Origin of the sequence: Bacillus sp. FSL M8-0077, assembly GCF_038050255.1 — a bacterium.
Taxonomy (GTDB): domain Bacteria; phylum Bacillota; class Bacilli; order Bacillales; family Bacillaceae; genus Bacillus; species Bacillus altitudinis.
This window is the reverse complement of the sequence record NZ_JBBPAF010000001.1, coordinates 2,089,333-2,102,027: the sequence shown is the minus strand read 5'-3', so window position 1 is coordinate 2,102,027 and position 12,695 is coordinate 2,089,333. Positions and strand designations below refer to the sequence as shown.

Genomic DNA, 12,695 nt, shown 5'->3' with positions numbered 1-12,695 from the left:
AAGAAAAAAGGTGTCCGTCAATGACGGGCACCTTTTTATGATAATGCTTGAGCATACGATTTGTTGCTCATGATCAGATCTGATTGTTCGACGATATCTTCTAAAATGGTTTGAGAAGATTGTTTTAAGTGTAATTTTTTGATGTTTTGTTTCATGGATTCTAATTTTTCTTCGTCTTGCAGCAAGTTGGTGACAGATTCTAAAATGTCTTCGTGTCTGTTGATGACAACGGCAGCGCCGTAATCTTCAAAGAAAAGAGCATTTTCTTTTTCTTGTCCTGGGACAGGTTTATAAAGAATAACTGGGACACCGATTGCTGTTGCTTCTGTTAATGTAATCCCGCCCGGTTTTGTAATCATACAGTCCGTTACTCTGAACAATTCATCAATTTGTTCCACATATCCAAGCGCCTTCAATTGATTTGGGTGTGCTTGTTCAAGTTCGCTAAGCGATTGCTTCAGCGCTGCATTCTTACCGCACACAACAACAATTTGTACTTCACTGTCAAGAAGTAGTGCTTCACACAGTTCCTTCACATTTTTTAGTACACCATGGGCACCCGCCATAATGAGAAGGACTTTTTTGTCTGATGATAATCCATATTTTTTATAGATGATCGATTTTGGCACGTCTACTTCAAATTGTGGTCTAATCGGAATGCCTGTTACCTTGACATCGCTTGGATGTGTGCCGATTTCTACTAGCTTTTGTTTCACATAATCGGTTGCAACATAGTATCGGTCAATGTTTTCATGTACCCAAATTTTATGAAGACAAAAGTCTGTCATCACATTAAATGTTGGAATGACTTTACCTGTTTTGTTTCGGTATTCAGGTACAACAATCATCGGGAATGTAATGATAATGATATCCGGATTGTGTAATTGAATTAATTCATCAAGACGCTTATTTCCCATCTTTAAATAAATGTTAAATTTGCGTTTATTGTAAATTTTATCTACACCGTAATAAAACAAGCGATAAAATTGTTTCCCAATGGAGAAGCTCTTTAAATATAAATATTGAGTCACTTCAGACACAATGGGATTTGATTCTTGATACAAATTAGAAACTATCACATGTTCAAACCCTTGGGATTTGCATTCATCATACAGTGTTTTTGCAACCTGCATATGTCCATTTCCATAATTTGCGGTCAAGATTAATATTTTTTTATTGGTATTCAAGAATATTCACCTCAAATGTAATCAACAACAACAAAACTTCGTACGAAAACTATAAATCTCATAGGTCTACATATACATAAAGATAACATATAAACAGCGAGAGCATATCATTCGTTACGAAAGAATTAAACTAATTTTAAAAAACAAACAGACTAAATTGATAATGGAAGACAGAGCCATTTGTATTTTAACACATTTTAAGCATTTATCATCAGACTACAGTCTATTTTATTCCCACACATATGGTGTTTCTTGATAAACGTAATAATTAAGCCAATTCATAAACAGCAAAGTAGCATGGGCTTTCCAGCGGTTCACTGGGATTAATGTGTCTCCATCTTCAATGAAATAGTGGACGGGTTTTTGGACTGTATCATGTTTCAACAAATCTCTTTCATATTCCTGCTTCAATGTATCTGTATCGTATTCAGGATGTCCAGTTAAAAATACTTGTTTATCATCATCTGAAACAACTAAACAAACACCAGCTTCCTCAGACATGCTCAATACTTTTAGATTCGGCGTGTTTTTTAATTGTTCTGTATTAATATCTGTATGCCTAGAATGTGGGACATAGTATACTTCATCAAAACCTCTTACTAATCTTTCTTTTTTCTCTTTGACAAGATGCTCAAAGACACCGAATTTTTTCTCTGGAAGCTTGATTTTTTCAATGCCATAATGATGATATAGGCCTGCCTGTGCCCCCCAGCATATATGGAGAGTAGACGTCACATTTGTTTTACTCCAGTCCAAAATGTCCTGCAGTTCTTTCCAATAGGAAACTTCTTCAAAAGCTAAATGCTCAATTGGTGCACCTGTAATGATCATGCCATCAAATTTTTTATGGCGAATCGAGTCAAAGGTCGTATAAAATTCATCTAGATGCTCTCTCGATGTATTCTTCGGTGTATGTGTACTTGGAATCAAAAATGTAAAATACACTTGCAAAGGAGAATTCCCGAGCATTCTCAGCAGCTGCGTTTCAGTTTGTATTTTTTTTGGCATTAAATTTAAGATCACGATATTCAAAGGACGGATATCTTGCTTGAATGCCCTTGTCTCATCCATGACGAAAATGTTTTCGCTCTCTAGTATTTGTTTTGCCGGCAGATGAACTGGTATGTTAATAGGCAACTCGCCACCCCCTGAATCAAAGCTAATTTCACTTCATTATAGGAACTTTCTGGCGATATTTCAATGTTTCAATTATGTTACAATGAAAAATAGAGCAAAAAAGAAAGCTGTTTCTGTCAAAAAAGGAGGCCATTAAACATGATCACAAAGCATTTATCAGATATTGACATTGCCCAAAAGGCAAAGCTGAGACCGATTCAAGACATCGCAGCAAAATTACAAATACATGACGAAGAATTAGAATGCTATGGTTTCACAAAAGCGAAAATATCTTTGACTATTTTTGACCGTTTAAAGGAACAAAAAGAAGGAAATGTGATTCTTGTGACTTCGATCAACCCAACGCCAGCAGGTGAGGGGAAGTCCACCGTAACAGTTGGCCTCGGTCAAGCCTTCGAGAAAATTGGAAAAAAAACGATCATTGCCATGCGTGAACCTTCACTAGGGCCTACAATGGGTATTAAAGGCGGTGCAGCTGGAGGCGGATATTCACAGGTGCTGCCTATGGAAGAAATCAATCTTCATTTCACAGGGGATTTTCATGCGATTACGTCTGCACATAACGCTTTATCTGCTTTCATTGATAATCATATCCATCACGGAAATGAACTTGGGATCGACGCACGCCGAATTGTATGGAAACGAGTGCTAGATTTAAACGACCGTGCTTTAAGACAAGTGGTCGTAGGACTTGGCGGTCAATTAAATGGGTACCCTAGAGAAGATGGGTTTGATATTACGGTTGCATCCGAAATGATGGCCATCCTCTGTTTAGCAGATGACTTAAACGATCTAAAAAAACGTCTTTCTTCTATTGTTGTTGCTTACAACCAAGAAGGTGAACCGGTCACAGTTGAAAATCTAGGATACGAAGGCGTATTAACCTTGCTTTTAAAAGATGCGCTGAAACCAAACCTGGTTCAAACAATTGAAGGAACTCCAGCCCTTGTTCATGGTGGTCCTTTTGCCAATATTGCACATGGATGCAATAGTTTAATTGCCACAAAAATGGCGGCGAAACTAGCAGATTACGTCGTAACAGAAGCGGGATTTGGTGCAGACCTCGGCGCGGAAAAATTTCTTCACATCAAAACAAGAGCCGGTGATTTTAAACCAGGCGCTGTTGTCATTGTAGCAACTGTCAGGGCGCTTAAAATGCATGGCGGAATGCAGAAAACAGAGCTCAAGGAAGCAAATGCACAGGCTGTATTAAAAGGTATACATAATTTAGAGAAGCATATTGAAACAGTGCAAGCTTTCGGTCTACCATATATCGTTGCGGTGAACCGTTTTATTACCGATACAAAAGAAGAAATTCAAGCAATAGAAAACTGGTGCGAAACGAATGGACATCCAGTCAAAGCTGTCAATGTATGGGAAGAAGGAGGAACTGGCGGCATCGCACTTGCCGAAGAGCTCACGACACTCATTGAAAAGAATGAAAACAGCTTCTCCTATTTATATGAGGAGCAAGATTCCATTGAAGAAAAGTTGTCAAAAGTCGCCAAAGTGGTTTATGGTGCAGACGGCGTCAACCTTACATCAAAAGCAAGAAAGCAGCTGGCTGCAATCGAGAAAAATGGCTGGGCCCATTTGCCGGTTTGTATGGCAAAAACGCAATATTCACTATCGGATGATCCGGCTTTAATCGGCAGACCAAAAGGCTTTACCGTGACGATTCGAGAGTTAAAACCATCTGTAGGAGCAGGTTTTATCGTTGCACTAACGGGAAGCATTCTGACCATGCCAGGTCTCCCTAAAAAACCTGCGGCACTTGAGATGGATTTATTAGAAGACGGCAGTGTGACTGGACTTTTTTAGCAGAAAGCATAAAAAGCGATTTTCTAAAAGAAGCATGTTACGATAGGGAAAAGTGAATCCTAGGAGGCTATGAGATGTCAATTTATGATATTCAGGTCAAGACCATTAACGGTCAGGAAAAATCAATGGCAGATTACAAAGGGAAAGTACTGATCATCGTTAACACAGCGAGCAAATGTGGACTGACCCCTCAATTTAAACAATTACAAGAGTTATACGATCAATATCATGAAAAGGGCCTTGAAATTTTAGGATTTCCGTGCAATCAATTTATGAATCAAGAGCCAGAAGGGGAAGAAGCAATTCAAGAATTCTGTTCGTTGAACTATGGTGTGACCTTCCCGATGTTTGCAAAAGTAGATGTCAATGGTGACAATGCGCATCCGCTTTTCAAATACTTAACGAGTCATGCGAAAGGTGTGCTTGGTACAAAAACGGTGAAATGGAATTTTACAAAATTTATCGTTGACCAAAACGGAGAAGTGACTGAACGATTCTCTCCTAAAACACCACCAAAAGAATTAGAAAGCTCCATTATCGCTCTTTTGGAGAAATAAACATGTATTCTAACAAGCAGCAAGAACAATTGGAGGCAGCTGCCTCCTTTGTTTCAAAACAGCTAAAGAATGAACCGACTGGACACGACGAAGCTCATATCAATCGTGTGCGCCAGCTTGCCGTCCATATTGCACAACAGGAGGGCGGGTCGCTTTTTGTCATTGAAATGGCGGCGATTGTCCATGATGTCATTGATGAGAAGCTGTCTAGTGAATGGAAGCTTTCACCGCATGATCTCAAGCAGCAGCTCCTTTTGTGGGAAGTGGACACGCGAGATATTCGCTATATCATGGATATCATTACAACGATGTCTTTTCGGCACCGGCATATGCAGCATAAGCCAGTGACATTAGAAGGGGCCATTGTTCAAGATGCAGATCGGCTGGATGCGATAGGAGCAACTGGGATTGCAAGGGTGTTTACATATGCAGGTGCAAAAGGGGAGCCTCACTATACAGAAGGTGCTCACCAAAGCACAGTACTTGTGCATATGCAAGAAAAGCTGCTTCGATTAAAAGACTTGATGAACACACGTGCTGGAAAGCAGCTGGCTCATGAGCGGCATGAGTTTATGTGTCTATTTATCAAGACATGGAAAGAAGAATGCGACCTTACAGATGAGTAGGGTCTTTATGTGTGTAAGGAGGATGTATAGATGAAAATAACTGCCATAGAACCAACGCCAAGCCCGAATACAATGAAAGTCATTTTGACAGAAGCGCTTGCAGGCGGTAAAAGCAACAACTACAAAAAAGATCAAAAAGACGAAGCGCCAGAGATGATCAAGCGCATTTTAACCATTGAAGGCGTAAAAGGTGTTTACCATGTAGCTGATTTCTTAGCGGTTGAGCGCAATGCGAAATTTGACTGGCAGGGTATTTTACAGCAGGTCAGAGAAGCCTTTGGACAAGAAACAGAAGGTCTTCAGGGAGAATCGCAGTCAGGTGATGACACATTTGGAGAAGTCAAAGTGTTTGTTCAAATGTTTAATGGGATTCCGATGCAGGTGAAGCTGACAGACGGTGAAAGAGAAGAACGATTTGGAATGCCTGAACGTTTCCAGACAGCGATTTTAAAGCTAAGAAGCAGTTCAGATAATGTTGTATTTGAACGTGTGTGGAAAGAACATGGCGTACGTTTTGGAGAATTTGCTGATATCGGTCAAGAAGTCACAGAAGAGCTGCAAGCTGCATATGACGACGAGCGTTTATCCCGTTTAACAGAGGCAGTGAAGGAAGGTCAAGAGGCTGTAGATAAACAAGTGAACCGAAAAGCATATGATGTGACAGAAGAGATGCTGCGCGATGAAGATTGGAAGAAACGTTTTGCTCATTTAGAGCAAATGCAGCCGGAGAAAAAAGATATACCTGTTTTAATGAAAGCGATGGAGGATCCAAAAACATCGATTCGCAGACAGGCTGTTGTGAATGCCGGCATGATTGAAGATCCAGACATTTTGCCTATTTTATATAAAGGGCTTGAAGATAAAACAGTGACGGTTAGAAGAACTGCTGGAGATTGTATTTCGGATCTTGGTGATTCTAGTGCGATTGAAGTGATGATCGAAGCCCTAAAGGACCCAAGTAAGCTTGTCCGCTGGCGTGCGGCCATGTTCCTTTATGAAGAAGGTGACGAAACAGCACTTGAAGCTTTAAAAGAAGCGGAGCAAGACCCTGAATTTGAAGTCAGTCTTCAAGTCAAGATGGCCATCGAACGAATTGAGCACGGAGAAGAAGCAAAAGGCTCTGTGTGGAAGCAAATGACAGAAAGTAGAAAAAATGCATCAGAATCATAAGAAAGACAAGCGGGCTGCCAATAAAAGGCAGCTTGTTTTCTGAAAAGGGTTTTTTTATTGGCAGAAAAATTTTTTTAGAAAAATTATTTTGAATATTGTTGAAATATGAGAAAAAACTCTATATAGTAGTACCAATATAGAATATTGGAGGTCAGATTTTATAACACAATCCTTGCTGAGCACTTGCTTCAGCAGAGAAATAAGTCACTATCTATTATAGGTGGCTAAATAAACAGAAAATTTGTAAAATAAAATGAACTCAAAATCATACAGTCAACAAGACTAGTAGTATAGGAGGCTTTTTAAACAGATGGCAGAACTTCGCAGTAATATGATTAAACAAGGAATTGACAGAGCACCTCACCGAAGCTTACTAAGAGCAGCTGGGGTAAAAGATGAGGATTTTGGCAAACCGTTTATTGCCGTATGTAATTCCTATATTGATATTGTCCCAGGGCATGTCCATCTTCAGGAATTCGGAAAAATTGTGAAAGAAGCCATTCGTGAAGCTGGCGGTGTTCCATTTGAATTCAATACAATCGGGGTAGATGATGGTATTGCGATGGGGCATATTGGGATGAGATATTCATTGCCAAGCCGTGAAATCATTGCTGATTCAGTAGAGACCGTGGTCTCTGCACACTGGTTTGATGGCATGGTGTGTATTCCTAACTGTGATAAAATCACGCCAGGTATGATGATGGCTGCCATGCGTGTAAATATCCCAACTGTATTTGTCAGTGGTGGACCGATGGAAGCAGGGAGAACAAGTGATGGCAGAAAAATTTCGCTTTCTTCTGTCTTTGAAGGCGTAGGGGCATACCAATCAGGGAAAATCAATGAAGAGGAATTAAATGAATTAGAACAGTTTGGCTGTCCGACATGTGGATCTTGCTCTGGTATGTTTACAGCAAACTCAATGAACTGTCTAGCAGAGGCGCTTGGGATTGCTCTTCCTGGAAATGGAACCATTCTGGCGACTTCACCAGAACGAAGAGAATTTGCGAAGAAGTCAGCAAAACAATTGATGGAGCTGATCAAAAAAGACATTAAACCACGTGATATTGTCACTGAAAAAGCGATCGATAACGCATTTGCTTTAGATATGGCACTTGGTGGTTCAACAAATACAGTTCTTCATACATTGGCGATTGCAAACGAAGCGGGCGTTGAATATTCACTTGAGCGTATCAATGAAGTAGCAGAACGAGTGCCGCATTTATCCAAACTCGCTCCAGCTTCAGATGTATATATTGAAGATTTACATGAAGCTGGCGGAGTGACCGCTGCACTAAATGAATTGTCCAAAAAAGAAGGGGCTATTCATTTAGATACCATGACGGTCACGGCGAAAACGTTAGGCGAGAACATCGCGGGGCATGAGGTAAAAGATTATAACGTCATTTATCCAATTGACAAGCCATTTACTGAAAAGGGCGGCTTAGCTGTTTTATTTGGAAATCTTGCGCCAGATGGAGCAATCATTAAAACGGGCGGTGTACAAGACGGCATTACGCGTCATGAAGGACCTGCGATCGTATTTGAATCCCAAGAGGAAGCGCTTGAAGGGATCATTAATCGAAAAGTAGAAGCAGGACATGTTGTCATTATTCGTTATGAAGGACCTAAAGGCGGTCCTGGTATGCCTGAAATGCTTGCACCAACTTCACAAATTGTCGGAATGGGACTTGGTCCAAAGGTTGCTTTAATTACAGACGGACGATTCTCAGGTGCTTCTCGCGGATTGTCTATTGGACACGTCTCTCCAGAGGCAGCAGAGGGCGGCCCGCTTGCCTTTGTTGAAAATGGTGATCATGTCGTTGTCGATATCGAAAAACGCATTTTAAGCGTAGATGTCCCGGAAGAAGAATGGGAAAGAAGAAAAGCAAACTGGAAAGGCTTTGAGCCAAAAGTAAAAACAGGTTACCTTGCCAGATACTCAAAACTTGTGACATCAGCCAATACAGGCGGAATCATGAAAATTTAATCTGAAATCGAACATTTGAAAATTGGCTCTCTCTATAGTATCCTTTATTCACAACATAAGGATTATAGAGGGGGCTTTTTTATGTCAATGGCATATGAAGAATATATGCGTCAGCTCGTCGTACCAATGCGCCAAGAACTGACAAGTGCAGGTTTTCAAGAATTGACGACTGAAGAAGAAGTAGAAAAAACGATGCAGGAAGCAGAAGGAACAACATTTGTTGTCGTCAATTCCGTATGCGGATGTGCTGCCGGTTTAGCACGCCCTGCTGCTACTCAAGCTGTCATGAAAGCAGAAAAAGCACCAGATCGAATTGTGACGGTCTTTGCTGGTCAGGACCGGGAAGCAACGGCTAAAATGAGAGAATACTTCACAGGTGAGGAGCCATCTTCTCCATCTATGGCACTTTTAAAAGGAAATGAACTCGTCCATTTTATCCCGCGTGACGAAATTGAAGGTCATGAAATGGAAGATATTATGAAGAACGTCTTATCTGCATTTGAAAAACATTGCTAATACAAGTGTTGAAATGTCCTGTGATCCAATCAGGGCATTTTTTCTTGATCATGATGGAGGAACGACATGCTCATTACAACAAGCTTTAGAGCAAATGAACAAACAATTGAAACGGCAAAGGCCCTCGCAAAGGATTTGCATGGTGAGTATATCGAGCGGCGCAAACAATCTGTCAAACAGCTTGCGATCAAGCGGGGGGATGTACTCGTTGTTGGGAAAGAACGATTTGAATGGTATCAGTCAAATGGTGAAAAGTTCTTTTTCCATCCAAGCTCAGCGATGTTTAGGGTGAAGCGGGTCCTTCGTGGTGAAAAAGATCCATTAATAGAAGCAGCGCAATTAAAGCCGGGCGATTCCTTTTTAGATTGTACGCTTGGGTTAGGATCAGATGCGATTACCGCAAGCTGCGCTACAGGAGCCAATGGAAAAGTGGCCGGTATTGAAAAAAATCCGATGATGGCATTGCTTGTTCGAGAAGGACTCAGTACGTGGGAAACGGGTGTGATAGAGGCAGACGAAGCGATGAAACGGATATCTGTCATCAGCGGGGACAGTATTGAGCAATTAAAGAAGCTCCCTGATCGATCCTATGATATTGTCTATTTTGATCCAATGTTTGAAGAAACCATACAAGAGTCTGCTAGTATGATGCCGCTTCGTCATGCAGCTGAGCATTATTTTGACCATGAAACCGCTGTGAAAGAAGCAATGAGAGTGGCTAGAAAAAGAGTGGTTTTAAAAGATCATTGGAAAAGCACACGATTTACCACTGATTCCTATCAATTTCAGGTGATGAAACGTAAAACCGCCCAATTCCATTACGGATATATCACAATAGAAGAAGACAAATCAACACGACTTTAATCACTCTTAACAATAAAAAAAGCCCTATTTCAGGGCTTTTAATCGGTGATCTCCATATAGACAAAATAAAATAACGTCAGCAAGGAAGCTGTGATGAAAAACCCTTCAAGCATATCCATTCCTCCTAAATTTTAGTCGTCGTTACTGTCATTGTAAACGTTTTATCATGAAAAAGAAAGTCTCAACTCAATGACCAAATTGAATGACTGAAAATTCATTATATGCTAGAATAGCAGTATGATAACTTATGGAAGGAATTAGATATCATGAAAATGTGGATGAGAAAAACGCTTGTTGCTCTCTTTACGATTGCGACATTTGGTTTAATCTCTCCTCCATCGGCTTTGATGACAGACAAGCCATCTGAACTTTCTTCATCTGATAAAGCACCTTATACAGCAGTTTATGATACATCAGATGATACGCGCAGCTGGGAACTATCGCAAGAAGACAACAAAGAGCGGGTAGACCCCTTTGAGCAATATAAGCAAGAGGTTCTATCAAGTGCAGAAAACCAATCCTTTCTCAAATTTGGTCGTAAAATCACACCTGTCATTGAGGACGAGTATAGAGAAGAGATTCAACCAAAAATTGAACAAGTGTTAACAGACTTTTTAACAAATTTCAAAGATGACGAAAAATTTCAAGATGTTGTTTTAACTGATCAGCCTTCAAGCGGAAATGGGGAAAAAATCTTCCACATTTATAATAGAAAGACTGGAGAAGATTTGCTTCGTTTTCATGTCAGGAGAGATCAGCCGCCTCACAGCGGATATTGGTTTAACTTTCACTACCATACAGCAGAAGATGGATTCCAGACGCATCATGAACTCGGTAATATTTACTGGGATAAAAACACCCCGCCGAGCTGGATGAGCCACTAGAAGGAGATGTCATGCCAATTGAAAAAGTATACAATGAACGAAATGGTTCGCATTACAAAACAGATGTTAAACGATCGCGGAGTGAAAATAGAAGATATTGCACACATTGTGCTGAAACTCCAAGAAAAATACAACCCAAATCTTCCACTTAGTGTCTGCATTGAAAATGTTGAAAAAGTGCTGAATAAAAGGGAAATTGTCCACGCAGTCTTGACAGGACTTGCTCTTGATCAGCTGGCAGAAAAAAAGCTTTTGCCAGAACCTTTGCAGCATTTAGTTGAAACAGATGAACCGCTATATGGAATTGATGAGATTATTCCGCTTTCCATTGTCAATGTATATGGATCAATCGGTTTGACCAACTTCGGTTATTTAGACAAAGAGAAATTTGGTATTATTAGAGAATTAGATGAAGGTCGTCCTGGTGAAGTGCACACCTTCCTTGATGACCTTGTCGCTGCGCTTGCCGCAGCAGCAGCAAGCCGCATTGCTCACTCTCACCAAGATATTAAGGACGAAGAGCAGGATCGAGTGAATCAAGCATAAAAAGAAAAACATGTCTGCTCATCATGCAGACATGTTTTTTGGTTTCAACAAAAGCAGAAATAAGGTAAACTACAACAAGAACATAAATAAAGGATGAAAAAAATGAAACAATACAAAGAGTTATGCCGTCATGTATTACAGCACGGGGATGAAAAAGGTGACAGAACAGGAACAGGCACTATCAGCACGTTCGGTTACCAAATGAGATTTGATTTACAGGAGGGGTTTCCTTTATTAACAACAAAGAAATTACACCTGAAATCAATCATTCATGAGTTACTGTGGTTTTTAAAAGGTGATACAAATGTCAAATATCTTCAAGAAAATGGTGTCCGTATTTGGAATGAATGGGCAGATGAAAATGGAGAGCTAGGGCGTGTGTATGGAGCGCAGTGGAGATCATGGGCGAGTGGAGACGGAGAGACAGTAGATCAGATCAGCAGACTGATCCATGATATTGAGAATCATCCTAATTCGAGAAGATTGATTGTCAGTGCGTGGAATCCAGGAGAGATTGATCAGATGGCGCTGCCTCCTTGTCATTGCTTGTTTCAATTTTACGTATCAAACGGTAAATTATCGTGCCAGCTCTATCAACGTTCGGCAGATATCTTTTTAGGTGTGCCTTTTAATATTGCTTCGTATGCACTTCTAACGATGATGATTGCCAAAGTGACAAACCTTGAGCCAGGAGAGTTTATTCATACGCTAGGAGATGCTCATATTTACCAAAATCATCTTCCGCAGGTCAAAATGCAGTTAGAGCGTGAGGAGCGTACACTTCCGCAGCTTCGCATCACTAGAGATGTCAAAAGTATTTTTGATTTTACGTTTGATGATTTTGTACTCGAGAACTATGATCCACATCCGCATATTAAAGGAGAAGTCAGTGTATGATTTCCATGATAGTGGCGACAGGAAAAGACAGAGTTATTGGCAAAGATAATCAAATGCCTTGGCATTTACCCGCTGATTTAGCGTATTTTAAAAAAGTCACAAGTGGCCATACCATTGTCATGGGCAGAAAAACGTTTGAATCAATTGGACGAGCGCTGCCTAACCGGCGGAATATCGTGTTGACCACAAGTTCTTCTTTTCAAGCTGAAGGATGCGAGGTGGTCCATTCAATCGATGATATTTTAACCATTGCGAAGACTGAGGAAGAATTATTGATCATTGGCGGGTCTAAGTTGTATGAGGAAATGATGCCATACGCAGATCGCTTATATATCACGCATATTCATCATTCATTTGAAGGCGACCGTTTCTTCCCTTATTACGATGAAGATGATTGGACCGTTGTATCACGTGAAAAAGGCCATCGTGACGAAAAGAACCCCTACAATTATGAATTTGTCGTCTATGACAGAACAGAAGGATAAGTGAGTAGGAGGAGTACG

13 protein-coding genes are annotated in these 12,695 nt (G+C 40.5%); 11 read left to right on the top strand and 2 right to left on the bottom strand.

The window, feature by feature from the left end:
• Positions 1 to 35: 35 nt before the first annotated feature.
• Both NST57_RS10695 and metA read right to left on the bottom strand, forming a co-directional pair.
• Positions 36 to 1,187, bottom strand: a complete 1,152-nt coding sequence (locus NST57_RS10695; RefSeq protein ID WP_142155333.1) for a diglucosyl diacylglycerol synthase — start codon at positions 1,185 to 1,187, stop codon at positions 36 to 38.
• 228 nt (positions 1,188 to 1,415) lie between these two features.
• On the bottom strand, positions 1,416 to 2,324 hold the full coding sequence (gene metA, locus NST57_RS10690; protein WP_341298541.1) for a homoserine O-acetyltransferase MetA: 909 nt from the start codon (positions 2,322 to 2,324) through the stop codon (positions 1,416 to 1,418).
• 138 nt (positions 2,325 to 2,462) lie between these two features.
• Between metA and NST57_RS10685 the strand changes: the two genes are divergently transcribed.
• From NST57_RS10685 to folA, 11 genes are all read left to right on the top strand, one after another.
• Positions 2,463 to 4,145: a formate--tetrahydrofolate ligase gene (locus NST57_RS10685; protein ID WP_341298540.1), complete on the top strand. Its 1,683-nt coding sequence runs from the start codon at positions 2,463 to 2,465 to the stop codon at positions 4,143 to 4,145.
• 74 nt (positions 4,146 to 4,219) lie between these two features.
• Positions 4,220 to 4,702, top strand: a complete 483-nt coding sequence (locus NST57_RS10680) for a glutathione peroxidase (RefSeq protein WP_007500827.1) — start codon at positions 4,220 to 4,222, stop codon at positions 4,700 to 4,702.
• Positions 4,703 to 4,704: 2 nt separating this feature from the next.
• A complete protein-coding gene (locus NST57_RS10675) occupies positions 4,705 to 5,328 on the top strand; it encodes an HD domain-containing protein (protein ID WP_142155330.1) in 624 nt (207 codons plus the stop codon).
• A 30-nt stretch (positions 5,329 to 5,358) separates the two neighbouring features.
• The gene (locus tag NST57_RS10670; RefSeq protein ID WP_142155329.1) at positions 5,359 to 6,498 is read left to right on the top strand and encodes a virulence factor; all 1,140 of its coding nucleotides are present in this window, start codon (positions 5,359 to 5,361) and stop codon (positions 6,496 to 6,498) included.
• A gap of 310 nt (positions 6,499 to 6,808) precedes the next feature.
• Positions 6,809 to 8,485, top strand: coding sequence for a dihydroxy-acid dehydratase (gene ilvD / locus NST57_RS10665; RefSeq protein ID WP_034319100.1), 1,677 nt, complete (start codon positions 6,809 to 6,811; stop codon positions 8,483 to 8,485).
• An 81-nt stretch (positions 8,486 to 8,566) separates the two neighbouring features.
• Entirely contained in the window at positions 8,567 to 9,001 is a 435-nt protein-coding gene (locus NST57_RS10660) for a BrxA/BrxB family bacilliredoxin (RefSeq protein WP_017359703.1), read from the top strand.
• 66 nt (positions 9,002 to 9,067) lie between these two features.
• Entirely contained in the window at positions 9,068 to 9,865 is a 798-nt protein-coding gene (locus NST57_RS10655; protein WP_341298539.1) for a class I SAM-dependent methyltransferase, read from the top strand.
• Between the two features lie 266 nt (positions 9,866 to 10,131).
• On the top strand, positions 10,132 to 10,749 hold the full coding sequence (locus tag NST57_RS10650; RefSeq protein ID WP_007500816.1) for a YpjP family protein: 618 nt from the start codon (positions 10,132 to 10,134) through the stop codon (positions 10,747 to 10,749).
• 18 nt (positions 10,750 to 10,767) lie between these two features.
• Entirely contained in the window at positions 10,768 to 11,295 is a 528-nt protein-coding gene (locus tag NST57_RS10645) for a phosphatidylglycerophosphatase A family protein (protein ID WP_142155327.1), read from the top strand.
• 102 nt (positions 11,296 to 11,397) lie between these two features.
• Positions 11,398 to 12,192 carry a thymidylate synthase gene (locus NST57_RS10640; RefSeq protein WP_008346390.1) on the top strand — a complete coding sequence of 265 codons (795 nt, stop codon included), beginning with the start codon at positions 11,398 to 11,400 and terminating at the stop codon, positions 12,190 to 12,192.
• The gene (gene folA, locus NST57_RS10635; RefSeq protein ID WP_142155325.1) at positions 12,189 to 12,677 is read left to right on the top strand and encodes a type 3 dihydrofolate reductase; all 489 of its coding nucleotides are present in this window, start codon (positions 12,189 to 12,191) and stop codon (positions 12,675 to 12,677) included. The genes NST57_RS10640 and folA overlap by 4 nt, the downstream gene beginning before the upstream one ends.
• Positions 12,678 to 12,695 lie beyond the last annotated feature (18 nt).

Excerpts from the sequence above, each read along its gene's own strand:
- folA (WP_142155325.1), top strand. The coding sequence starts at position 12,189 with ATGATTTCCATGATAGTGGCGACAGGAAAAGACAGAGTTATTGGCAAA.
- NST57_RS10660 (WP_017359703.1), top strand. The coding sequence starts at position 8,567 with ATGTCAATGGCATATGAAGAATATATGCGTCAGCTCGTCGTACCAATG.
- NST57_RS10685 (WP_341298540.1), top strand. The coding sequence starts at position 2,463 with ATGATCACAAAGCATTTATCAGATATTGACATTGCCCAAAAGGCAAAG.
- NST57_RS10650 (WP_007500816.1), top strand. The coding sequence starts at position 10,132 with ATGAAAATGTGGATGAGAAAAACGCTTGTTGCTCTCTTTACGATTGCG.
- NST57_RS10680 (WP_007500827.1), top strand. The coding sequence starts at position 4,220 with ATGTCAATTTATGATATTCAGGTCAAGACCATTAACGGTCAGGAAAAA.
- NST57_RS10675 (WP_142155330.1), top strand. The coding sequence starts at position 4,705 with ATGTATTCTAACAAGCAGCAAGAACAATTGGAGGCAGCTGCCTCCTTT.
- ilvD (WP_034319100.1), top strand. The coding sequence starts at position 6,809 with ATGGCAGAACTTCGCAGTAATATGATTAAACAAGGAATTGACAGAGCA.
- NST57_RS10655 (WP_341298539.1), top strand. The coding sequence starts at position 9,068 with ATGCTCATTACAACAAGCTTTAGAGCAAATGAACAAACAATTGAAACG.
- NST57_RS10670 (WP_142155329.1), top strand. The coding sequence starts at position 5,359 with ATGAAAATAACTGCCATAGAACCAACGCCAAGCCCGAATACAATGAAA.
- NST57_RS10640 (WP_008346390.1), top strand. The coding sequence starts at position 11,398 with ATGAAACAATACAAAGAGTTATGCCGTCATGTATTACAGCACGGGGAT.